This window comes from Cellulomonas sp. FA1 (assembly GCF_000986825.1).
Lineage (GTDB): Bacteria > Actinomycetota > Actinomycetes > Actinomycetales > Cellulomonadaceae > Cellulomonas > Cellulomonas iranensis.
The window spans coordinates 3,660,388-3,680,869 of record NZ_LBMY01000001.1 but is presented as its reverse complement, the minus strand read 5'-3'; the positions used below and the strand labels follow the sequence as shown (position 1 = coordinate 3,680,869).

Here is a 20,482-nt window from a genome sequence, read left to right as displayed (position 1 = left end):
GCACGGGTCAGCCCAGCACCACGTCGAGCGCCGCGGACCCGTCGTCCGGGTCCCCCAGCAGGTGCTCGAGCGCGCCGCGCGCACCCCACCGGCCGGCCGCCCACGCGAGCCCCGCCGCGAGCCCCGCGACGTGCACGGCGTGCACGTCGCCGTCGTCGTCCACCCACCAGTCGACCGCGTCGCCGCCGACCAGCAGGTCGTCGTGCCGCCACCAGCGCACCGGCGCACCGGGCAGCAGCGCGAGCACGGCGTCCGGCACGTCCTCGGGCTCGCCGTCGTCCGCGACGTCGGCGTCGAGCTCGTCGGCGGCGAGCGGCAGGTCCAGCAGGTCCGCGACCGCACCGGCGCCCGGGCGCACGCCGTCCGGCCCCGACGGCGGGACGGGCACCACCGGCACCGCGTCGGACGCGCGCTGCCACCAGCGCGGGTCGTCGGCCACGACCGCGTCCTCGACCACCTCCGCGACGCCCGGCGCCGTGAGCGCGACGACGGCACCCGGCGCCTCGCCCGGCCCCGCGCCCGTCGCCCACGCACGCCACAGCCCGGCGGCGACCTCGAGCGGCACGGCGGTACCTGGCGGACCGAGCCGCTCGAGCAGCGCCGACCACCCGACGGCCGGGACCTCGGCGAGCGAGGCGACGCCGCCCAGCGCGCGCAGCGCACCCGCGTCCAGGCCGTCCAGCACGGCCGGTGCGGGCGGCACGAGCGCCGCCGGCAGGCCGTGCGCCCCCGGCAGGGCGAACACCGCGGGCAGCGGCAGCCCCGCCCGCGTGCGCAGCCACCACGCCGTGTACGAGTCGGCGCTCGCGCCCGAGCCCTCGCCACGCACCGGCGTCACGAGCGCGGCCCGCAGCGCCGGCGTACGCGCGACGTGCGCGAGCAGCGCGTCCCAGCGGTCGTCGGCCACGGCGTCCAGGTCGGCGACCGCCGCGACGTCGCCGCACGCCGCACCCGGCCCCAGCACCGCCGCGAGCCGCAGCACGTACGCGTCCCAGCCGTCCAACGAGGCGGCCGCGAGCGCGCCCGGCTCGTCCGCGTCCTCGTCGGGCGCGACGCCCGCGACGACGTCCGGCACGGTCGTCACGGCGAGGTCGTCGCGCACCCCGACGGCCGTCAGCACCTCGCGCGACCAGCGGTCGAGGGCCTCGACGGCCACCGGGGCGAGCACGCGGTCGTCGAGCAGGTCCGCGGCGCGTCCACCGGGCAGCACGAGCCCGTGCGCGGGCGCCGCGGCACCGTCTGCGGCCGTGAGCGTCAGCAGCCCGAGCCAGGCCGCCGCGTCGTCCGGCACCGTCCCGGCTGCCGCGACGACGTCGAGCACGGCGGCCGTGACCTGCGCCGCGTGGTCCAGGTCGTCGTCGTCGGCCTGCTCCAGCACCGCCGCGCGCAGCACCGGGTGACGCAGCAGCGCGTGCGCGTCGACGCGCTCGGCACCCAGCCGCAGCAGCAGCGGACGCGCGACCCGCGGGTCCGCCGCGCGCAGCCCCCAGTCGCCCAGGGCGTCGAGCGTCGCGAGCGGCAGCGCGGCGACGTCCTCGTCCAGCACGACGACGCCCCGCGGCCCGCGGACCACACGGCCGTCGACCAGGGGCACGGGCAGCGCCGCGAGCCCCTCCCGGGCCGCGGCGTCGTGCGCCACCGCGTCGAGCGCGTCGTACAGGGCCGCCCAGTCGACCGCGGCGCCCGTGGGCAGCTCGTCGACCACCTCGGCGAGGGTGCGCTCCTCGACCCCCAGCGCGCGGGCCGCCGCGGCCGCCGCCGGGCCGGGCGGCAGGCGGACCAGCCCCGCGACCAGCAGCCCCAGCGCCGCGACGGCCGGCCCGTCCGGCAGGTCCCGCACCGTCGTCGCGCGCATCGGCGCGACCAGCGGGTCGTCGGGGTCCGCCGGCACGAGCAGCGGCGTGCGCGCCAACGCGGTGAGCACCCGTCCGCGCAGCGCCGCGTCGAGCGCACCCGACGCCAGCCCCGTCGGCACCAGGCCCGTCGGGTCGGCGCCGGAGACCGCGACCCGACCCGCCAGGTCGGCGTACGCGGCGGCGGCGTGGTCGAGCACCGCGTCCGTGAGGGCGCCGGCCGTGACGTGCCGCCGCGACGGGTCGAGCGGCAGGGTCGCGACCAGCAGCGCCGGCAGCGAGCACGGCTCGTCGGTCGGCGTCGGCGCGTGCACGACCCCCGGCAGGAGGCACCCGTGCGCGGCAGCGCCCACGTGACGCGCCACGTGCGGGCTGACCGCTCCTCGACGGGCCGGTCGGCGACCAGCGCGAGCGGCAGCTCGCCCTCCGCGGTGAGGACGTCCCAGCGGCGCTCGACGTCCGCGAGCCGGCGCGGCGCGGCGTCCTCGACCTCGACGACGACCTCGACGAGCCCCGGCAGCGCGAGCAGCAGGACGTCGTCGACCGCCGCCAGCAGCGCACGGACCTCGTCGTGCGCGACCTCGTCGCGCAGCGTCAGGACGACCGCCGTGTCGTAGCCCGCGGGCGGGCGCCCCTCGGCCGGCCACGGCAGGCGCAGCGCCGGCAGCGAGCCGTCGCGGCGGCGGACCTCGTCGGCCAGCTCGCCACGACCCTCGGCGGCCTCGTGCGCGGCGACCCGCTCGAGCTCGACGCGCGTGTCGGCCAGCGCGAACCGGACCGCGCCCGTCGTCGAGCAGACCACCACCTCGTCGGCGACCGCGCGCACGGCCGCGAACCCGACGCCGAACCGCCCGACCTCGCGCGTGCTGGTGCCGCGCTTGGCCGACGCACGCAGCGACGCGAGCGACGCGACCCCGGGGGCGTCGAGCGGCGCGCCCGTGTTCGCGGCCACCAGCACGGGGCTGCCGTCGTCGCCGTGCGCGAGGCGCAGCAGCAGCCGGCCCGGCGTCCCGGCGCGCGTCGCGGCGTCGGCCGCGTTCTGCGCGAGCTCGACCACGACCCGGTCGCGGTAGTACCCGCGGGCGTGGTCCTCCTCGCCGTTGGCGTCCTCGCGCAGCCGCGCGGGCGACGCCCGCCACGCCTCCAGCACCGCACCGCGCAGCGCGGCCGTGCCGAAGACGTCGGCGGTCACGGCCCGTCGGGGGTGCGCTCGGCGTCGTCCGACGGACCGTCCGCGGCCTGCTCGGACGCGGGCTCCTCGGTCACCGGCAGCTCGGTCACGGGCAGCTCGGTCGCGGGCTCCTCGGCCACCGGCTGCTCGGCCTGCGGCTCCGGGGCGGGCTCGTCGGCCGCCGGCACCTCAGCCGCCGTCGCCTCAGCCACCGTCGCTTCAGCCACCGACACCTCGGTCGCCGGCCCCTCGGCCGTCGGTGCGTCGCCGCCCGGCTCGCCCGTCGACGCGTCGGCGGGCGGCGCGTCACCGGCCCGGGACGGCTCGACCGCGACGACCTCGACCGCGTTCTCGTCGAGCAGCGGGTCCGGTGCCGGCCACTCGGTCGGCGCGGGGTCGACGTCGGTCTCGGAGTGCGCACCGCACCCGTGGTCGAGGCTCACGACCTTGCCGTCGTCCGGCGACCACTCGTTGGCGCACACGCCGAACAGCGTCCCGAGCGAACCCTGCAGCGGCACCAGGAACCCGCACGTCATGCACGCGGCGCTCGACGCGACGGCCCCCGGGGCCGTCGGGCCGCGCGACCCGCGGTACCAGCGCTCGGCGGCCTCGTCGCGTCCCTGCGGCGAGAGCACGCGCACGCGCGCCAGCGCGAGCTCGTCGATCGCGACCTCGTCGACCGCCGGGTCGCCCGTGGGCGTGAACCCGGGCTCGAGGCGCGGGTCGTCGGGGCGGAACGGCAGCACGTCCCCGGGGCCGATGTCGCCCGGGCGCAGACGCTCGGACCACGGCACCCACGTGCGCGCGAGGATCGCGTCCTCGCCCGGCAGCAGCTCGGCCTCGCACACGGTCGCGGTGCGGCCGCGCGGCACGCGCGCGACCGTGACGGTCCACGCCCAGCCGCGGTACCCGCGCGCGGTGCACGCGAACCGGTGCGACACGAGCCGCTCGGCCTCGCGCACGGCACCGAGGTACTCGCCGACGTGCTCGGGCTCCTCCGCGATCTCGACCGCGACCTCGCGCGCGAGGTCCACGGCCCGCTCGAGGACGGCGTCCTTGACGGCTGCCACGTCAGGCCTCGAGCTTGTCCGCGACGGCCCGCAGGAGCGTCGCGTACTGGGTCGCGCGCTGCCCCTCCGGGTAGCGGCCGCGTCGCAGGTCGTTGCCGACCTTGTCGAGCACCTTGATGAGGTCCTCGACGACGACGGCCATCTCGTCGGCGGGCGCGCGCTTGGCCTTGACCACGGACGGGACCGGGTCGAGGAACGTCACGGACAGCGCCTGCGGGCCGCGGCGCCCGTCGGCCACGCCGAACTCGACCTTGGTGCCGGGCTTGGGCGCCGTGACGCCTGCGGGCAGCGCGGACGCGTGCAGGAAGACCTCGCCGCCGTCGTCGTCGGCGATGAAGCCGAAGCCACGCTCGGTGTCGAACCACTTGACCTTGCCGGTGGGCACTGCCGCTCCTCTTGCGCCGGGCACGTCCACGGGGCATTCCGAGGACCACCGTCCAGGTTACCGGGCCGTGCACGTCGTTTCGCGTCCGTCCGCCCCGGCGCGCGCCCGCGGCGGCGGCGGTGTGGACTGCTGGGCGTGGACGACGGACGCGCACGGGCCCTGCTGGCGGAGCTGCGCGCCGACGCGCTCGCGCGGCTCGCGGCGCTCGGCGAGGCGCACGGGGACGTCGTCGACGCCGCGCGCGGCGCGAACGTCGACGACGAGCACGACCCCGAGGGCGCGACGATCGCGTTCGAGCGCGCACAGCTCGAGGCGCTCGCCGCCGACGCCCGGCGCCGGCTCGAGGAGGTCGACGCGGCGCTCGCGCGCGTCGCCGCGGGCACGTACGGGACGTGCGCCGTGGGCGGCGAGCCGATCGACGACGCACGCCTGACGGCCCGCCCGACCGCCACGACGTGCGTCGCGCACGCGTGAGGCGTCAGCCCTCCGCGAGCCGGTCCAGCGCGAGCGCGGCCAGCACCGCGGGGCCGGTCACGAGCGCCTCGTCGGCGAACCGGGCGCGCGGCGAGTGGTTGTAGGCCGCGGCCGCGGGGTCCTCGCCGGGCGGCGTGGCGCCGACGAACACGAACGCGCCGGGCACCTCCTGCAGCACGTAGGAGAAGTCCTCGGCGCCCGGCACCGGGTCGCGCGCGTCCACCCAGCCGGCCTCCCCCATCATCTGCCGGGTGAGGCGGCGCGCGCGGTCGACCTCGGGCGCGTGGTTCACGGTCACCGGGTAGCCGCGCCGGTAGTCGACCGTCGCCGTCATGCCGTGCGCCGCGGCGACGTGCTCGACGACCCGCGCGAGCCGCTCCGGCACCGCCGCGTGGGTGGCCTCGCTGAACGTGCGGACGGTCGCGTCGAGGTGGGCGTCGTCCGGGATGACGTTGTCCTTCGTCCCCGCGGCGATCCGCCCGACCGTGACCACCACCGGGTCGAAGACGTCGAACTGCCGGGTCACCATCGCCTGCAGCGCGAGCACGACCTCGGCCGCGACGGGCACCGGGTCGGCCGCCAGGTAGGGCTTGGAGCCGTGGCCGCCGCGGCCGTGCACCGTGACGCGCACCGTGTCGGACGCGGCCATGAACGTGCCCGGCCGGCACGCCACGACGCCCGTGGGGATGCCCGCGGACATGACGTGCACGCCGTAGGCCGCGACCGCGCGTTCGCCCGACGCGTCGAGCACGCCCTCCTCGATCATGAGGCGCGCACCGTGGTGGCCCTCCTCGCCCGGCTGGAACATCAGCACGACCGACCCCGCGATCTCGTCGCGCCGCGCCGCCAGCAGCCGCGCCGCGCCGACCAGGCCCGCGACGTGCAGGTCGTGCCCGCACGCGTGCATGACGCCCGCGTGCTGCGACGTGAACTCCTCACCCGTGTCCTCGGTGACCGGCAGGCCGTCCATGTCGCCGCGCAGCAGCACCGTCGGGCCGGGGCGCGCGCCGCGCAGCACGGCCGTCACCGAGCTCAGCGCCCGCCCCGTCGTGACCTCGAGGTCGAGGTCCGCGAGCGCGTCGAGCACGAGGCGCTGCGTCGCGGGCAGGTCGAGCCCCGTCTCGGGCACGCGGTGCAGCGCGTGGCGCAGCGCGGCGGTGCGCGGCAGCTCCCGGGTCGCGTCGTCACGGAGGGCCGTCAGGGTCCGGTCGTCGAGCGCCATGCCGTCACCCTGCCACAGCGCGGTGCGGACGTGTCCCGTGGGTCGGAGGGCGTGCGGCGGCAAACGTTGCGTTGGGTACCGTGAAGGTCTGGCGAAGACGATGTGCCGACGTGTGAAGACAGCTGAAGGGGTTGATCGAGGCGTGCACGTGCTCCTCGTGACCCACCACTACGCGCCGGAGACGGGTGCCCCGCAGCGCCGCTGGTCGGCGTTCGTCCGGCGGTTCGTCGACGCCGGCCACCGCGTCACGGTGCTCGCTCCCCCGCCGCACTACCCCAGCGGTCGCGCCGGCGACCTCGCCCCGCACGACCGGGTCGGCACCGTGACCCGGGGCCAGCACGGCGAGACGGTCGTGCGCGTGCGGTTCCGCACCCACGACCACCGCCTCGTCAGCAGGTCGGTCGACCAGGCCGTCGCCGCGACGGACTCGCTGGTGCGGGCCGTGGCGCGGTACGCCGGGCGCCGCGACCGCCCCGACGTCGTGATCGCCACCGCCCCCGGGCTGCCGTCGATCCCCGCCGGCATGGCCGTGGCGCGGCTGCTGCGGCGGCCCGTGGTCGTCGAGATGCGCGACGCGTGGCCCGACCTCATCGGGTCGAGCGGCATGCTCGGCCCGGGCCACGGACGGGGTCGGCGCGCGCTCGCGACGACGGCTGCGCACCGTGCCATGACGCACCTGCAGCGGCGCGCCGACGCGGTCGTGACCACCACGGTGTCGTTCGCGGAGGTGCTGCGCGAGCGCGGTGCGCGCCGCGTCGAGGTGGTGCGCAACGGCACGTCGGTCGCGCACCTCGACCCGCTGCCGCCGGCCGTCGGCCCCGCGGGCTCGCTCCGCGTCCTCTACCTGGGCACGCTCGGCCGCAGCCAGGGCCTGGCCGCCGCGGTCAAGGCGGCCGACGTGGTCCGCGAGCGCGGCGTCGACCTCGTGATGCGCGTCGTCGGCACGGGCGCGGACGAGGCGTACCTCTACGACACGGCGCGCCGCCTCGGCGCGCCCGTGCAGTTCGTGGGGCGCGTCCCGCAGGGCGACGTGCGCGCCCACTACGCGTGGGCCGACACCTCGCTCGTGTCCCTGCGGGACTGGGGCCCGTTCGAGTGGACCGTGCCGTCCAAGCTGTACGAGGCGCTCGCGGTCGGCCGGCACGTCACCGCGTCGATCGCCGGCGAGGCGGCGCGGATCATCACCGAGTCCGACGCGGGCGACGTCGTCGCCCCGCAGGACCCGGCGGCACTCGCGGACCTGTGGACCCGGCTCGCGGAGGACCGCGCACGCCTCGACGTGGGCCTGCGGGGCCGGCGCTGGGTGCTCGACAACGCGGACCACGACCGGCTCGCCGCGCACTACCTCGACCTGCTCGGGGGGCTGACGACGTGACGCGTGCGACCGAGCTCGTGCGGCACGCGGTGCTGGGCGTGACCACCGCCGCGGCCATGCTCGTGGAGGACCCGGCTCTGCTCGCGGTGCAGGCGAGCCGCCGGGCACCGCGGTCGCTCGCACGGCGCGCGGCGGCGCTGCTGCGGCGCGGGGCCCGGGGGCGGCGGCGCGACGCCCGGCTGGGGCTCGCGGTGTGGTTGACGGGGCACCGGGACGTCGCGCGCACGCACGTCGCCGCGGCGCTCGCCGCCCCCGGCGGCCGGGTGGGGCGTCGCGTGCTGGCGGAGGTCGCGGTCGAGCTCGACGTGCCCGACCCGGGGGCGCGCGGCGCGACGGCGGCCCGGCGCGCGTGGCGCGAGGGCCGCGTGGACGACGCGGTCCGGCTCGCGCAGGGCACCGCGCTCGGGCGCCGGCTCGCGTCCGAGCGCGACCTCATGACGCCGGGGCTCCGGCTGCCGACGCCCACGGTCCCGCCGACCCGACCGGCACCCGACGGGGCACCCCGGGCGCTGCACGTGCTGGTGAACTCGCTGCCGCACACCGCCAGCGGGTACGCGCTGCGCAGCCACGCGGTGCTGCGGGCGCAGGCCGCGGCGGGGGTCGACGTCCTGGCCGCCACCCGGATCGGGTACCCGGTGTCGGTCGGGCTCGTGGGCGCGCGGGACGTCGACGTGGTCGACGACGTGGAGTACCGGCGACTGCTGCCCTGGGCGACGGCCCGGACCCCCGGCGCCCGGCTCGAGCAGCACGCGCGCGCGCTCGCGCAGGTCGCGGCCCGGTGGCGGCCGACCGTGCTGCACACGACCACCAACTACACGAACGCCCTGGTCACGCAGGCCGTCGCCGCCGGGCTGGGGGTGCCGTGGGTGTACGAGGTGCGCGGTCTGCTCGAGGACACGTGGGCCGCGTCGTTCCCGACGCCCGCGTTGCGCGACGCCGCCCGCGCGAGCCGGCGGCACGCGATGCTGCGCGCCCGCGAGGCCGAGCTGGCGTCCGCGGCGGACCACGTCGTGGTGCTGGGCGCGACCGTCCGTGACGACCTCGTGGCGCGCGGCGTCGACGCCGCACGGATCACCGTGGTGCCCAACAGCGTCGACACGGGCCTGCTGGGCCGCCACGTATCCTCGGTCGAGGCGCGCCGTGCGTTGGGGCTCCCCACCTCCGGGTTCTGGGTGGGCACGGTGACGAGCCTGGTGGACTACGAAGGGATCGTCACGCTGGTGGACGCGGTCGCGCAGCTGCGCGACCGGGGGGTGGACGCGCGAGCGGCGGTCGTCGGTGACGGCGTCGCGCGCCCCGCGGTCGAGCGCAGGGTCCAGGAGCTGGGTCTCACGGAGCACGTCGTGCTGCCCGGGCGCGTCCCGCCGGGCGCGGCGACGTCCTGGTACGAGGCGCTCGACGCGTTCGCCGTCCCCCGCCGCGACACCGCGGTGACGCGCACGGTCGTGCCGCTCAAGCCCATGCAGGCGATGGCCCTGGGGCGTCCCGTCGTCGCGAGCGACCTGCCCGCGCTGGCCGAGGTCGTCGCGGCGCCCGGTGCGGGTCTGCTGGCGGCGCCGGACGACGCGACGGCGTGGGCCGACGCCCTCGAGCGTCTCGCGGGCGACGACGCGCTCGCGGCACGGCTCGGCGCCGCGGGCCGCGAGTTCGCCGCGGGGCGCACGTGGGCCGCCGCCGGTGCGCGCTACCGCGCCCTCTACGAGGAGCTCGCGGCATGACCACGGCCCCGCCGAGCACCGACCCGCTGCCCGACGTCCCCCGGTTCACCAAGCCGCTGCTCTCCCGTGAGGGCAGGCGCCCCGTGCGGGTCGAGCCCGTCGACGGCACCGCGCTGCACCCCGTCGCCGACCGGCCCGCGCTGGGCGACTACCTGCGGCTGCTGTGGCAGCGCCGGCACTTCATCGTCGCGGACGCGCGCGCCAAGGTCATCAGCGGCACGAGCGGCAACCTGCTGGGGCAGGTGTGGCTCGTGCTGAACCCGCTGCTCGACGCCGCCGTGTACCTCGTGATCTTCGGGCTGCTGCTGCGATCCAATCGCGGCATCGACAACTTCATCGGGTACCTCATCATCGGCGTCTTCATGTTCGGGTTCACGACCCGGTCGGTGACGGGTGGTGCACGGTCGGTGATCGCGGCCCGGTCGCTCGTGAAGTCGTTCTCGTTCCCCCGGGCCGCGCTGCCGATCGCGACCGTCGCGCGCGAGACGCTGAGCTTCGTGCCGGCGTTCGTCACGATGGCCCTCCTCGTGCTGCTGACCCGCCCCGGTGCCGGCGAGGACTGGTCGACGCCGCTGCAGGAGATCAGCTGGCGGTGGCTGCTCGTGCCCCTCGTGCTGCTGCTGCAGCTCGCGATGAACCTCGGGCTCGCGCTGCTCGCGGCGCGGGCGACGACCCGGGTCCCCGACCTCAACCACGTCATCGGGCTCGCCATGCGGTTCTGGCTGTACGGGTCGGCCGTGTTCTTCTCGTTCGACCGGTTCATCTCGCACCCGCGGGTGCTCGAGCTGGTGCAGCTCAACCCGATGTACCGGGTGCTGGAGATCACGCGGGACTGCCTGCTGTACGGCGTCACGCCGCCGTGGCAGGCGTGGACGATCGTCGCCTGCTGGGCCGTCGGCCTCCTGCTGGTCGGCACCGTCGTGTTCTGGCGCGGGGAGGAGTCGTATGGCTCCGTCTAGCGGACCCGTCACGTCGGCCGTCACCGCGCTCACGCCCGTGCAGGTCGCGGTCGACGACGTGCACGTGCGCTACCGCACGCCGTCGTCCGACACGTCCGCCGCACGCGACGTCCCCCGCCCGCTACGGGTCGTCAACCGGCTCATCGGCCGGCAGGCGAACGTCGCCGTGCGCGCGCTGGCCGGGGTGTCGCTCGTCGCACGGTCCGGTGACGCGATCGGCGTCGTCGGCCTCAACGGCTCGGGCAAGAGCACGCTGCTGCGGGTCATCGCGGGTCTCGAGCGCCCCATCCGCGGCCAGGTGCTCGCGCGCACCCAGCCCGTGCTGCTGGGCGTCAACGCCGCGATGGTCCCCGAGCTCACGGGCCAGCAGAACGTGCGGCTCGGCTGCCTGGCCATGGGCATGACGCCCGAGCAGGCCGCGGCCGCGTACCGGGACATCGTCGAGCTGTCCGGGCTGGGCCCGCAGATCCACCACCCCATGAAGACGTACTCGTCGGGCATGGGCGCGCGGCTCAAGTTCGCGATCGCCGCCGCGGCCAACCCCAAGATCCTGCTCATCGACGAGGCCCTCGCCACCGGCGACGCCGCGTTCCGCGAGCGGTCGCAGGACCGCATGGACCGGCTGCGCGCCTCCGCGGGCTGCACGTTCCTCGTGTCGCACGCCGCCAAGACCATCGAGGAGACCTGCACGCGCGCCGTCTGGCTGCACAAGGGCCACCTCGTCATGGAGGGCGACGCGTACGCCGTCGCGCAGAAGTACCGCTGGTGGGCGTGGAACCTCGCCAAGGGCGAGGACGAGAAGGCCTCGAGCCTGCTCGACGACGCGTTCCGCGAGGGCCACGACACGGCCGTGCGCGTCACCGACCTGTACGACCCGTCCGCACCACCCCGGCACGTCCGTGCCCGCTGACCCAGGAGAACGCCCCGTGCGACCCCGCATCATGACCGTCTACGGCACCCGACCCGAGGCCATCAAGTGCGCCCCGCTGGTCAAGGCGATCGAGGCGAGCGACGACCTCGACGGCGTCGTGGTGGTCACGGGTCAGCACCGCGAGATGCTCGACCAGGTCAACGCGCTCTTCGAGATCACGCCCGACCACGACCTCGACGTGATGAGCCACGGCCAGACGCTCGCGCAGATCTTCAGCCGCGTCCTCGACGGCCTCGACCCGATCCTCGCCGCCGAGCGGCCCGACGCCGTCGTCGTGCAGGGCGACACCACCACCTCGACCGCCGCCGCGCTCGCCGCGTTCTACCGGCAGATCCCCGTGGCGCACCTCGAGGCCGGGCTGCGCTCGGGCGACCTCGCGTCGCCGTTCCCCGAGGAGGGGAACCGGAAGATCACGTCGCAGATCGCGGCGCTGCACCTCGCGCCGACCGGAGTCAGCCGCGACAACCTGCTCCGCGAGGGCGTCGCGGAGGACGACGTCGTCATCACCGGGAACACCGTGATCGACGCGCTGCTCACCGCCGTCGAGCGGCAGGTGCCCTTCACCGACCCGGCCCTCGCGCGTGCCGTCGCCGACGGCCGCCGCCTGCTGATCGTCACCACGCACCGCCGCGAGAACTGGGGCGACGCCATGCAGGGCGTCGGCCGCGCCGTGGCGCGGATCGCCCGCGAGCACGAGGACCTGCTCGTCGTGCTGCCCGCCCACCGCAACCCCGTGGTGCGCGAGGCCATCCTGCCCGCGCTCGACGGACTGCCCAACGTCCTGGTCACCGAGCCGCTGCCCTACGGGGAGTTCGCGCGGCTCATGGCCGAGGCGCACGTGATCCTGTCCGACTCGGGCGGCGTCCAGGAGGAGGCCCCGAGCCTCGGGACGCCCGTGCTGGTCATGCGGGACACCACCGAGCGCCCCGAGGCCGTCGCTGCCGGCACGGTGCGGCTCGTGGGGACCGACGAGGAGACGATCGTCGCGGAGGTCACCACGCTGCTGCGCGACACGAGCGCGCACGCCGCGATGGCGACCGCCGAGAACCCGTACGGGGACGGGACGGCGGCGGAACGGAGCCTCACCGCGCTCCGCCACCTGCGACCGGCCGCGCGGACCGTTCCGTGAGCGTGACCTCTCCCGCGCATCCTGGCGGCACCGATCACCATCGCCTGTTCGTGTACGGGAGCTGCGTCGCCCGCGACACGTTCGAGCTGCTGCCAGAGACCCGTTTCTCGCTCGCGCGCTACGTCGCCCGGCAGTCACTCGTGTCCGCGTATGCCCCCGTCCCCGACGCCGGCGAGCGACTCGACACCGACGCGACGTTCGGCGAGCGGATGGTCGCCGAGGACCGCGCGTCGTCACTGCTGCCACTGCTTGCGCAGGAGGCCGACCGGGTCGCCGGGGTCATCTGGGACCTCACCGACGAGCGTCTCGGCGTCTACCGCGTGGGCGACGGCTACGTCACACGGTCGGTCGACCTCATCGCCAGCGGCCACGACGCGACCCTCGCCGCGCAGCACCGGCTCGTCGAGTTCGGGACGCAGGAGCATCTCGCGCTGTGGGTCGACGCGCTCGAGCGGTTCGTAGCGGACCTGCGCACGCTGGACCTGCTCGACCGCACCCTCCTGCTCGCGGTGCCCTGGGCGGAGCGCACCACGTCCGGGGCGCGCACAGGCAGGTCTCTGACCTTCGACGCCGAGACCGCCAACGCGCTGTTCGCGCCCTACTACGACGCGGCACGAACGCACGGGGTCGCCGTGCACGCGCTCCCCGTCGCGGCCGTCCGCGCCGACCCGCAGCACCGGTGGGGCGAGGCCCCGTTCCACTACGACGAGGGGACCTACCGCACGCTCGGCCGCACGATCGAGGCACGTCTCGCGCCCGTGCCCGTGCCCGTGCCCGACGACCTTCCCGATCCGCAGTTCACACGCCGGTTCGGGTGGGACAAGATCGTCGACCCGTGGCTCGATTCCATGCCGGTCCGAGCAGACCGCATCCCCAGCGCCTACCGCATCTGGCTGTCCGCGCAGCGCTACCTCAAGGCGGGGAACGTCGAGCGCGCCCTGCTGTGCGAGCACCTGATCAAGGTGCTGCACAACTCGTACATCCCGTACGACCTCGAGCTTGGCGAGGACGTCGAGTTCGGGTACGGCGGCATGGGGGTGATCGTGCACAAGCTCGCTGAGATCGAGCGCGGGGTGACGATCGGCTCCAACGTCACGATCGGTGGCGCGCAGCGACCGTCCCGCTACAGCGAGCGGCGCGGCCGGTCGCTGAACGTGCCCAGGATCGAGCCGTACGCGTACGTCGCCACGGGGGCCAAGGTGCTCGGAGGTGTCACCATCGGCGCGTTCGCGATCGTGGGTGCCAACAGCGTGGTGACGCGCGACGTCCCGGCAGGTGCGGTAGTCAGCGGCGCGCCGGCACGCGTGACGCGGCAGCTCGACGCGAGGTCGATCCTCCGTTACCGCGCGACGTTCCTGACGCTCCGGTCACGCTCGCACGACGAACTCGTCGACATCTTCCGCGCGGAGACCTCCCGGTCAGCGGTCCCCGCAGGGCCGGATCAAGCGGAGTAGAAACGCTCATAGAGTTCCCGGTTCGCGTCGTCGTGCCCGATGACGTCGACGAAAGCCCCGAGAAACTCCTCCAGACCCGTTCCGGCTACGAGGCTGTACCCGTAGTTCGCGTGCGGGACCGACGTCGTGTCCGGCTTGTGGTCGACCACGCAGTCCCGCGGGACATACACCGCCGGCGTCCCGGAGTCGACCGGGTGCCAGATAAAGCCCTGCCCGACGTTCCGCTGGCGGGGTCCGTGCACGACCCCCGGGAGGTCGGGGCGCATCCACCCGATCTTGTGCTGGGTGGTGCCGTCGTGGACCAGATACGCGTCGACGACTCTCGCGAGCTGGAAGGACTCCCACAGCGCGAGCCCGACGGCCGTGTACGTCGTGCACGCCGGTGCCACCGCAGCGATCCGATCGGCGGCGATCTCCGCCAGCAGGGTCTCGAGCTGGACATGCCGCGCGATGGGGAAGCCCGCCATGTCAGTATCCGGAAGGTCGCCGCACTGGAACGACAGGCCGTCGAAGAGGATCGCCGGCCGCTCGGCGCGCTCAGCGAGCACGCGTGCAAGCATCTCGACGAGGTCGACCATCTCGATCGCGGGAACCGCACGCCGGCCAAGCCCCCGTAGCGAGACCCACACGACGACATCGTGCTCGCCGGCGCGCACGGCGGCGGGCAGTCCGGAGCCGACAGTGCCCCGCGGGACGAAGGCGTGCAGCCTCCTGCGGACGCCGTCAGTGATGCTCATCAACGGCTTCTTGTTCGCGACGCCGAGCGCAAGCGGCACCAACGCATCACGCGTGGCGCGGATGCCCGCCCCGAGGTCCTCGGACAGCTCGGCGACCAGCGTGGTGCCGCCGAGCTCGGGGTACAGGTCGGACGGGTCGCCCAACGGGTGACGCTCGACGAACCGGGCCCCGCGGAGCACCGCGCCCTCGGCGCGTGCCTGGTCGACGGCCCGCTCCAGCGCCGACATGACCGAGAGCGCGACGTGCGCGAAGTTGGCATTCCCCCGGACCAGCACGCGGTAGTCCGCAGGAGTGTCGTCGAAGAAACTGTCGATGCTGTGCATCGCGGCTTCCAACGCACCGACATGCTCGTCCATCCGCGCGTCACCCGCCGCGTCGTCTCGCCAGTAGGTCCCTACGTCGCGTGTGAAGACCGAGGCGATCGGGCATCCCATAGCAATGTTGTCGTGGATCGTCACGAGGTGCAGCACGCCGGTCGCGTCCCGGAGTACGAGCGAGATGACCCGACCACGCACGACCGTGCCCACGATCGTCAACCCTCGCGGCCGTACGTCTCCGCTCAGCAGGGTCTCCTGCCAGGTCCGAGCCGGGTCGGCCTGCAGCATGCGGACGAACCCCGCCACACGCGCCCGCGACGACGCTGCCGTGCGCCCGTCGACCTCTGGCGTCTCAGCCACTTACGTCACCCTCCACATCCTCGATCGCCCGCAGCATCCGAGCGGGCACACCACCCACCACCACGTCCGGCGGGACGTCGCGTACTACCACGGCACCGGCCGCGATGATGGCCCCGGCCCCGATCGTCACCGGACCGACGATCGTCACTGATGCCCCAACCCAGACTCCGTCCTCGATGACGACCGGGCCGTGGACACGGTCGCCGGCGCGACGATGCCGCTGCCCGATCTCGTGCGAGTCGGTGATGATCGCGACGCCCGGCCCGATGGCCACGCTCGTCCCGATTGAGACCCCGCCCTGGACGAACCCGCCGCGGTTGACGAACGATCGCCGGCCCAGCCGGAACGGCCCCATCACTTCCGTCTCGCGGTAGAGCGCCGAGCCCTTGAGCAGCTCGACCCGGTGCGCCTCGTCCGCGGCGACGATGCGTACGTCGGGCGCGACCTGGACCCCCTCCTCGAAGAGGACGTACGGGGACGCGGGGACTGTCCGGTCCGGCGCACTGGCCTCGACACGGCGCCGGAGCACAGCCAGCTCCGCCTCAAGGGCCGCGACTCGCGCGACGAGCCCAGCGTCCATCCTCTCGGCGGCCGTCACAGATCTACGCCCGGGTCACGCGTCGCGGCGTAACCGTCCGACGAGACCAGAAGCCCCGCCGCGTCCGTCCCGTGCCCGACAGTGAGCCTCAGGTCCTTCGCGGACCGCCGGTGCAGGCGGACTGTGGTCAGCCGGTCTGCGATGTCGGCGTAGCTGATGAGCGTCGTGAACCGAACCGACTCGCCGTGCTGCGCGAACGTCAGCGCCGGCGCCGGCGTCATCTCGCGGTAGCTGCGGCTCACCCACCCGTCGAGCGGCTGCCGTCCACCGGATGCGATCACCACGCGATCAGGCGCGGAGTACTGGCACATCCGCACGACGTTGCCCGCCTGGGTGGTGACAATCACCTCGGAGCCATCACTGCCGACCTCAGCACGCGCGTGCTCAGGAAGCTGCCAGCGTTGCAGGACGGTGTCATCCCCGTGCACGCGAACGCGGTCATCCACGAGGAGCACCCGCTCCTCGGGCAGCCACAGCGAGGTCCGGTGCCAGACGACGCCCTGGAGGGCCACGACCTTGACTGTGGTAAACACCCGCCCGTCGTCGGTGTCCAGCGCAACCAGGTCGGCGTGCGCACTCGGGTAGTACTTGCGACCCGGCACGTCGATGACGTTGTGCGACGCGCGGCCGCGGAAGTACAGACGCTCGTCACCGGCCTCGTACGCGTACAGCCCCGAGTCACGCAGGAGCGTCTCGCCGAACGCGTCGAGCGTGATCGAGCCGGCGTCCTCGTGGCCGTGGACCGCGGTCGCCCGACCAGGACCGAAGCGCTGGGTGAGGTACGCGTTCTCCCGGTCCTCGGCGAAAGTCGTCCAGCGGCGTCGTGCGAAGACGTAGCCGGCGTCGTACACGCGCACGCGGTCAGCCGGCGCCTGCGTACGCTCACGCACCCAGTCGGCGGCCGTGCCCTCGATGCGTGCCGCGGAGTGCTGGAGCGTGTCACCGAGCAGCGCGTAGTCCCCGCTGGGAGCGGTCGCGTGCGCGAGGAACTCCGGCATCCGCGAGAGCCGGTCCTCCAGATCCGTCACGTCGGTGACGCCGGCCGCGGTCAGCCGCCGCAGCGCCTCGTGGTACCAGCGGTAGTTGCGGTACTGGTAGTCGACGCAACCTTCACGGCACACACCCTGCTCGTCGATCGCGGCCTCGAACATCCGGACGATGCGGTCACGTGCGAGCCGCACCCACGCGTCCCGTCCGAGCAGCTGGGCGGCCACGAGGAGGCCGAGATCCTGGTGGAGCCCGTGGTTGCCGCGCTCGTCGTAGTGCTGCGGGTCCGCGAGGTGCGCACCGTGGACCTCGAGCGCACGCAGCAGCCAGTCCTGCGGCCCGAAGTGGTCGACGGCGAACGCGAGAACGACCGCGCGCAGCCCGACAGCCATGTCGAACCAGGCGTACTCGGACGCGGCGGCGCCCGGCGCGTTCGCGTCGATCCACGACCGCAGCGTCGCCTCGTACCAGGCGAGGACGACCGGCTCGTCGAGCTCGGCACCGGCCTCCCGCACCCTGTCGAGCCACACGAGGCTGTGGAACTGGAACCGCCAGTTCGCGTCGTCAAGAGGGTCCTCGCTCCACGTGAACGGCTGCTCGAGGTCGACCTCCGCGTGCGGGAAGAGGCGCAGCCGGCCGTCCAGCACCATCGTGGCGAGCGCCGCAGGCGACGGGTCGTGCCGCGAGATCGTCGTGTAGGTGTGGAAGAGCTGCCCGCGGGGGTTCCCCACGACCTCGTGCGTCACGCCGCTCCCCCCGTACGCTCCCGGACCGCGTCTGCCAGCGCGGCGGAGACGCGCGTGGCGTCGAACCTGTCCGTGTTCCGCCGCACCGCTGCGCGAACCTCGTCGTCGTCCGCGAACCGCTCCGCGGCCGCGAGGGCACCTGCGAGCCCACCGGGGCCGTACGCGAGGAAGGTGCCCGCCGCCAGCGACTCCCGTACGGCCGGCACGTCAGGGACCACGACGGGCAGGTCGAACGACGTGTACAGCTGGACGGCCCCGCTGTTGAGGACGCGGTCGTACGGCGCGAGCCCCACGTCGGCCGCACGCAGGTAGTGCTGCACGTGCTCGCTCGGCACGCGATTCGCTGCGACCAGGACGTCGGGGTGGACCAGGCACCGCTCGACGAACCGCTGAGCCTCGTCGGAGGCGTCCGGTTGCCCGGCGACGACCAGCCGCACGCGCCGCCCGAGCGCTCCGCGCGCGTCGTCGAAGGCGTCGAGCAGCCCCTCAAGGCCCTTGTAGGGCTTGATCGCTCCGAGCAGCACGAACACCAGCTCGTCCGGCTCGAGGCCGAGCGCGAGCCGCGCGTCCTCCCGGGTCACGTGGTCGGCGTAGCAGCCACGGTAGTTCGGGTGGGGCACGACCAGGGTCTTCGAGGCGTCGAGGAGGGTGTTCGGACGGACGGCCTCGACCGTCGCCGCCGACATCACGTGGACCAGACCCGCAGCCTCGCTCACGGCGTTCCGCAGCTCGATCTCCAGGTCGAGGTGTCGGGCGTCGTGCGGGACGAGGTTGTGCACGGTCCACACGAGCGACGTCCGGGGCTGCGCGAGGAACGCGTCGAGCCCGGCCCGGAACTCGTCCAGGCGTACCCGTGCCGCACGCCGGTCCTCGGCCTGCCCCAGCACGAAGCTCAGCCAGTGCAGGTGCACCGTGACGGGGGCCAGACCACTCACCTCGGCCAGCTGGCCGAAGCTCGCCGCCTCGTTCACCGGAGCGGCGGCGATCCCGTGGGTGGGGAACGCGCGGTACAGCTGCGACTGGTACGGGTTCATCCGCGCGACCGGAGCCACCCCCAGGAGCCGTGGCTCCCGGTGGCGACCCGCGACGAGGCGCAGCGCGTGCAACGCCTCGGTGGCGGGTGAGCCGGGCCCGGCGCGCCAGCTCTCGAACTGCGCGATCATTCCGTCACTTCCCGATCGGCGGCGGCAGCCCGGGCGCGGTCGAAGACCTCGAGGTACCGCGGCCCGTTCATCGCCCACGTGCGGGCGTTCCGCACCCACTCCAGACCTGCAGCGCCGAGCCTCGCCGACTCGACGGGGTCGTCCCAGAGCGCCGCGACGACGTCCGCGAGGTGCTCGGGGTCGCCAGCACCGAAGGTGAGCCCGCGCTCGGGGGGTGCGACGATCTCGGTCAGAGCAGGAAGGTCGGAGACCACGACGGGCTTGGCCAGGGCCATCGCCTCGAAGGGCTTCAGCGGTGTGACGTACCGCGCCGCACGCTCGTTCACGCGCGGGACGACGAAGACGTCGATCAGGCCGTAGTAGTCCGGGATGTCGAGGTGGTCCACCGGTCCCGTGAAGACCACGTGGTCGGCGACGCCGAGCTCGTCGGCCAGGCTCGCGAGCATCTCCGCACGCGCGCCGCCGCCCACGAGCACGCACCGGAACTCGCGTCCCCGGTCGACCAGGACACGGGCGGCCCGCAGCAACGTCTCCTGCGACTCCCGGTAGTGGTCCATGTTGGAGACGTAGCCGAACGTCGGAACGCCACCGATCCCGAGCCTGGCGGCGAGGTCGACGGGTCGCTCGACCGGGACGAAGTCGTCCGGGTCGACACCGTTGGGGACGACGTGCAGCCGCGCCGGGTCCGCGCCACGCGCGAGCAGCTCGTCCCGCATGGCCTCGCCGATCGTGACGACCGCGTCCGCGGCCTCCATGCACATCCGCTCGACCGCGAGGCGGCGCAGGAACGTCTCGCCCGAGGCCTCCCACCGTTGCTCCCCGGTCCAGTTCGCCTCGAAGAACGACCGCACCTCGTACACCAGCGGCAACCCCGTCTTCTCCTTCAGGGCGAGCCCCACGAGCGCGGTCTCGTAGCCACGCCGACCCGAGCTCACGTGGATCACGGCAGGCCGGACGTCACGCACCTCCCGGTACGCCGCCTGCGCGAACTGTTCGAGCCACAGGTCGACCGGCAGGTCGTCGACCGTGCCGCCCCCTACGTCGAGCACGCGGTGCTCGATGCCGTCGACCTCACGCACGCGATCGACGCCGACCACGCCGACGGACCGCGGGAACCCGAGCTCCGTCACGACGACCGGCCGCAGTCCGGCGGCTGCCTCGGCGAGGAAGTTCCGGTGGCTGCGAGACGTGAAGCCGCTCGAGAGGTACGGCCGGCTCTCCTTCACCAGGTGCAGCACCGTGCGGTCGTCCCGCGGGGCGACCGGCTCGCGCGGGCCGGGGATCCGCGGGTACCACCCCGACAGCTCGCGGAGCCGCCCCTCGATCTTGCGCGCGGCTCGCGGGCTCGTTGCCGTGAGCTTCTCGATCTTCCGGGTCGTCGCCAGCACCGACGACACCGCGCCGCGCTTCGTCTGCACCTCACGGAACAGCGCCAGGTAGCGGGGGTTGCCACCGTGCTGGCTGAGCAGCGCGCGCGCGAGGACGTACGCGGCGTCGTGCTCACCACGCGCCATCAGGTCGCGGATAGGCCGGTCTCCGCTCCACGCCGAGGTCGTCGCTCCGACGGACCGCTCGAGTGCCGCGAGCCCTTCGGCACGAGCTGCCCTCCTGCTCTTGGTCAGGATCCACGCCACCGTGCGTAGGTAGGCGGCCGCGGTCAGGCGTCCGTCCGCCCGACGACGACGCGCAGACGCGAGCCGCTCGCGACGTGTCGGCCCCGGCACGCGGCCTTCGAGGATCTCCTTCGCGGAGCGGATCGCCGTGAGTGCAGCCGCCTCGCGGGCCTCCGCGAGCTTGACGACACGACCGAGCTCCCGGTGGAGCGAACCCAC

Annotated in this window: 16 protein-coding genes and 1 pseudogene; 7 read left to right on the top strand and 10 right to left on the bottom strand. The window is 74.6% G+C overall.

What is annotated here, in order from left to right; genetic code table 11:
• Nucleotides 1-7: 7 nt before the first annotated feature.
• From GY42_RS16635 to GY42_RS16625, 4 genes and pseudogenes are all read right to left on the bottom strand, one after another.
• Entirely contained in the window at nucleotides 8-2,218 is a 2,211-nt protein-coding gene (locus GY42_RS16635) for an ATP-binding protein (RefSeq protein WP_152667363.1), read from the bottom strand.
• A gap of 491 nt (nucleotides 2,219-2,709) precedes the next feature.
• Nucleotides 2,710-2,910: pseudogene (locus GY42_RS20235) on the bottom strand (hypothetical protein); the annotation flags it as partial.
• A gap of 131 nt (nucleotides 2,911-3,041) precedes the next feature.
• Nucleotides 3,042-4,094, bottom strand: coding sequence for a DUF3027 domain-containing protein (locus tag GY42_RS16630; protein WP_046530163.1), 1,053 nt, complete (start codon nucleotides 4,092-4,094; stop codon nucleotides 3,042-3,044).
• Between the two features lies 1 nt (nucleotide 4,095).
• Nucleotides 4,096-4,479: a cold-shock protein gene (locus GY42_RS16625; RefSeq protein ID WP_046530162.1), complete on the bottom strand. Its 384-nt coding sequence runs from the start codon at nucleotides 4,477-4,479 to the stop codon at nucleotides 4,096-4,098.
• Between the two features lie 135 nt (nucleotides 4,480-4,614).
• On the opposite strand from GY42_RS16625, the gene GY42_RS16620 reads away from it, so the two are divergent.
• Nucleotides 4,615-4,953 (top strand): TraR/DksA family transcriptional regulator, encoded by a 339-nt coding sequence (locus GY42_RS16620; RefSeq protein WP_052748462.1) that lies wholly within the window; start codon nucleotides 4,615-4,617, stop codon nucleotides 4,951-4,953.
• 4 nt (nucleotides 4,954-4,957) lie between these two features.
• Here GY42_RS16620 and GY42_RS16615 read toward each other — a convergent pair whose 3' ends face one another.
• Entirely contained in the window at nucleotides 4,958-6,175 is a 1,218-nt protein-coding gene (locus tag GY42_RS16615; protein WP_082131620.1) for a M20 metallopeptidase family protein, read from the bottom strand.
• A gap of 142 nt (nucleotides 6,176-6,317) precedes the next feature.
• Here GY42_RS16615 and GY42_RS16610 point away from each other — a divergent pair, with 142 nt between their 5' ends.
• From GY42_RS16610 to GY42_RS19950, 6 genes are read left to right on the top strand one after another with little or no spacing between them, the layout of a single operon-like run.
• Nucleotides 6,318-7,550: a glycosyltransferase family 4 protein gene (locus GY42_RS16610; RefSeq protein WP_046530161.1), complete on the top strand. Its 1,233-nt coding sequence runs from the start codon at nucleotides 6,318-6,320 to the stop codon at nucleotides 7,548-7,550.
• Complete coding sequence (locus GY42_RS16605) at nucleotides 7,547-9,268, top strand: glycosyltransferase (protein WP_152667362.1); 1,722 nt, start codon at nucleotides 7,547-7,549, stop codon at nucleotides 9,266-9,268. The genes GY42_RS16610 and GY42_RS16605 overlap by 4 nt, the downstream gene beginning before the upstream one ends.
• Nucleotides 9,265-10,227, top strand: a complete 963-nt coding sequence (locus tag GY42_RS16600) for an ABC transporter permease (RefSeq protein WP_082131619.1) — start codon at nucleotides 9,265-9,267, stop codon at nucleotides 10,225-10,227. The genes GY42_RS16605 and GY42_RS16600 overlap by 4 nt, the downstream gene beginning before the upstream one ends.
• Nucleotides 10,214-11,137 carry an ABC transporter ATP-binding protein gene (locus GY42_RS16595; RefSeq protein ID WP_052748461.1) on the top strand — a complete coding sequence of 308 codons (924 nt, stop codon included), beginning with the start codon at nucleotides 10,214-10,216 and terminating at the stop codon, nucleotides 11,135-11,137. The genes GY42_RS16600 and GY42_RS16595 overlap by 14 nt, the downstream gene beginning before the upstream one ends.
• A gap of 31 nt (nucleotides 11,138-11,168) precedes the next feature.
• Nucleotides 11,169-12,287: a non-hydrolyzing UDP-N-acetylglucosamine 2-epimerase gene (gene wecB, locus GY42_RS16590; RefSeq protein WP_046530160.1), complete on the top strand. Its 1,119-nt coding sequence runs from the start codon at nucleotides 11,169-11,171 to the stop codon at nucleotides 12,285-12,287.
• 50 nt (nucleotides 12,288-12,337) lie between these two features.
• Complete coding sequence (locus tag GY42_RS19950) at nucleotides 12,338-13,741, top strand: DUF6270 domain-containing protein (protein WP_052748460.1); 1,404 nt, start codon at nucleotides 12,338-12,340, stop codon at nucleotides 13,739-13,741.
• Here GY42_RS19950 and GY42_RS16575 read toward each other — a convergent pair.
• From GY42_RS16575 to GY42_RS18425, 5 genes are read right to left on the bottom strand one after another with little or no spacing between them, the layout of a single operon-like run.
• A complete protein-coding gene (locus GY42_RS16575; RefSeq protein WP_160309430.1) occupies nucleotides 13,729-15,156 on the bottom strand; it encodes a hypothetical protein in 1,428 nt (475 codons plus the stop codon). The two genes, GY42_RS19950 and GY42_RS16575, sit on opposite strands and share 13 nt — an antisense overlap.
• Nucleotides 15,149-15,754, bottom strand: a complete 606-nt coding sequence (locus GY42_RS18430) for a hypothetical protein (RefSeq protein ID WP_052748459.1) — start codon at nucleotides 15,752-15,754, stop codon at nucleotides 15,149-15,151. Before GY42_RS18430 ends, GY42_RS16575 begins: the two co-directional genes overlap by 8 nt.
• Nucleotides 15,751-17,487: a heparinase II/III domain-containing protein gene (locus tag GY42_RS16565; protein ID WP_046530158.1), complete on the bottom strand. Its 1,737-nt coding sequence runs from the start codon at nucleotides 17,485-17,487 to the stop codon at nucleotides 15,751-15,753. The genes GY42_RS18430 and GY42_RS16565 overlap by 4 nt, the downstream gene beginning before the upstream one ends.
• A complete protein-coding gene (locus tag GY42_RS16560) occupies nucleotides 17,484-18,650 on the bottom strand; it encodes a glycosyltransferase (RefSeq protein ID WP_046530157.1) in 1,167 nt (388 codons plus the stop codon). Before GY42_RS16560 ends, GY42_RS16565 begins: the two co-directional genes overlap by 4 nt.
• Nucleotides 18,647-20,164, bottom strand: coding sequence for a glycosyltransferase family 4 protein (locus tag GY42_RS18425; protein WP_160309429.1), 1,518 nt, complete (start codon nucleotides 20,162-20,164; stop codon nucleotides 18,647-18,649). The genes GY42_RS16560 and GY42_RS18425 overlap by 4 nt, the downstream gene beginning before the upstream one ends.
• Nucleotides 20,165-20,482: the final 318 nt, after the last annotated feature.

What these genes read in the sequence shown, in the direction of transcription:
- GY42_RS16560 (WP_046530157.1), bottom strand. Translation starts at nt 18,650, where the DNA reads ATGATCGCGCAGTTCGAGAGCTGGCGCGCCGGGCCCGGCTCACCCGCC.
- GY42_RS16595 (WP_052748461.1), top strand. Translation starts at nt 10,214, where the DNA reads ATGGCTCCGTCTAGCGGACCCGTCACGTCGGCCGTCACCGCGCTCACG.
- GY42_RS18425 (WP_160309429.1), bottom strand. Translation starts at nt 20,164, where the DNA reads ATGGCGCGTGGTGAGCACGACGCCGCGTACGTCCTCGCGCGCGCGCTG.
- GY42_RS16600 (WP_082131619.1), top strand. Translation starts at nt 9,265, where the DNA reads ATGACCACGGCCCCGCCGAGCACCGACCCGCTGCCCGACGTCCCCCGG.
- wecB (WP_046530160.1), top strand. Translation starts at nt 11,169, where the DNA reads ATGACCGTCTACGGCACCCGACCCGAGGCCATCAAGTGCGCCCCGCTG.
- GY42_RS16615 (WP_082131620.1), bottom strand. Translation starts at nt 6,175, where the DNA reads ATGGCGCTCGACGACCGGACCCTGACGGCCCTCCGTGACGACGCGACC.